This is a genomic window from Lentibacillus sp. (assembly GCF_035301675.1).
Taxonomy (GTDB): domain Bacteria; phylum Bacillota; class Bacilli; order Bacillales; family Amphibacillaceae; genus Lentibacillus.
Genome location: NZ_DATGTT010000046.1, coordinates 1 through 2,311 on the forward strand (window position 1 = coordinate 1; position 2,311 = coordinate 2,311).

The 2,311-nt window shown below is 39.4% G+C and carries 1 protein-coding gene and 1 pseudogene; one reads left to right on the forward strand and one right to left on the reverse strand.

Translation table 11 applies throughout. The features are described 5' to 3' along the window. Window positions 1–909 (forward strand): acyltransferase family protein (locus tag VK097_RS06870; RefSeq protein ID WP_324211068.1); only part of this gene is annotated, 909 nt, incomplete at its 5' end. 646 nt (window positions 910–1,555) lie between these two features. On the opposite strand, the pseudogene VK097_RS06875 reads toward VK097_RS06870, so the two are convergent. Then, a pseudogene (locus VK097_RS06875) lies at window positions 1,556–2,311 on the reverse strand (YjiH family protein); the annotation flags it as partial.

The following is a 2,311-nucleotide window of genomic DNA, read 5'->3' on the forward strand; positions in this document are numbered from 1 at the left end:
ATGTATACATTTCATATGCCAGCCTTTATATTTTTAGCAGGTTTTTTTGCAAAAGGATCTGGTGATATAAAGTACGTTTTAAAACTGTCTAAAAAGCTTTTACTCCCATATCTTATATTCCAAGTGGTTTATTCCATTTTCTATTTTTATATAGGTAAAGAGGGATGGCAAACTAGCCTGTTTGATCCGCACTGGTCTTTATGGTTTTTATTTAGTTTATTCAGTTGGCATATGTTGCTGTATTGGTTTAAAAAGATACCTGCAGTATTAGGTATTTTAATCGCTGTTCAAATTGGTTTGATTGTGGGTTATTTTGGAGAGATTGGTCATACGTTTAGCTTATCACGCACTCTTGTATTTTTCCCATTCTTTTTATTAGGATATTGGCTAACTGAAAAACATGTTATGTGGTTAAAACAACGAGCTTTTAAATTGATTTCATTAGTCATTATGTCAGCTGCAGCCGTAGCGATTTATTATGCACCAGATTTTAACTCTGGTTGGTTGTTAGCTTCGAAATCGTATGGTGACCTTGGCTCACCTGAATACGGTGGGATTGCAAGATTACTTGTTTATTTAACATCGACCTTGATGGCGATGAGTGTGATGGCATGGGTTCCTACGGTGAAGAGCAAATTAACTTTTATTGGAACTCGGACACTCTATGTTTATCTTCTGCATGGATTTTTCATTCAGTATTTCCGTGAAGCTAATTTATTTAAAGTCGATAATATCTTTGATCTATTCGGACTCGGCCTGCTATCAGCCTTGATTGTATTCATCTTATCGAGCAAACCTGTTCTAGGTATATTGCAACCACTTGTTGAAGGAAGCACATCTATTATAAGGAAGACAATCAATGGTTTTCGGTCCACGCGAAAAGAGTCGAGTCAAGAGATGAATGCTTAGTTAATATTCAATAAGTAGTTTTCAAAATTTGCCCCCCTATTTTATTTTTATATAAAACAGACACCTCGCCAACAATCAACATTGGCGAGGTGTTGTATTTAATGATTAAGTGTATTGATTTCATAAACTATGCAGTAACTAATGGATTACTTTCAAAACAAGCGTAATCACCACCGTCTGGGATCGCTCCGGGGGATGCTTTCCGCGGGCACGGCCTCAGCCTCCTCAGAAGCAAAGAACGCTTCTTGCGGGGTCTTCGGACTCGCGCTATTCCCGCAGGAGTCACCGCCCTGCGCTCACCCAGACTATTAAAGTTGTTTTATGCTACTATAAGCCCTTTTCCGCACAATGATAGTGCACTGAAACCAGCGGAGGAAATACACGGAGACTCCTAGGGGAGCTATGGTTTTCGGTGGGGCGAGCATTCACGCGCAGTCCCAGAGGCATCGGTGAGACCCCGAAATGCGTTAGCATTCGGAGGCTCACCAGCGACGAAGAATGAACTACAATTCTTCTTTGCCCCTGGAAAGCGAAGTGTATTTCCGTAGCGTTGGACTAACACTTGCAATTTCAGTTTGAGAGTGGCAGAAAGAGTTACTGCGCAGTTTATATCACTACAAATCTTCCATGAATATAGTTTCCACCTTTAAAAAATAATATGAGCAATCAAGACAATAACAGGTAAAGTGATGACTGTTCTTAGTAAAAAGATGATGAATAATTGCTTGATTGAAACGGGGACTTTGGAACCGAGCAAGACGCCTCCGACTTCAGACATATAGATTAATTGAGTAACCGACAAGGCAGCGATAATGAATCTTGTAATTTCAGCTTCAATCGAAGACCCAATAATTGCAGGCAAGAACATATCCGCGAATCCGATTAAAATTGTTTGAGATGCTTCAGCTGCATACGGAACTTGCATCACTTCAAGTAACGGGATAAAAGGCAGTCCAATCCACTGAAAAACAGGAGTATATTCAGCTAATATAAGTGCAATTAAACCAAATGCCATAACAATTGGCGCAACACCCATCCACATATCAAGCACATTTTGAAATCCTTGTTTGAAAAATTGATATAAACTTGTTTCTTGTTTGGCACGCTTTAAAGCTTGCTCATAAGCATATTCACCCATGTGTCGCTCTTTTGGAATCGACTCATCTATCTTTTCTGCATTCTCGTTGATATACGTATCAGGATATTTAGATAGCGGCGGAATGCGTGGCATAATTAAAGCGGCGACAGCCCCTGCAACAAGCACAGTTAAGTAAAAAGGTACAAACATATGACCAAGATCAACTTCCGAAATGACAACTAAGGTAAATGTGATGGAAACGACGGAAAATGTTGTTCCAATAATAGCCGCTTCTCTTTTTGTATAATATCCATCTTCATATTG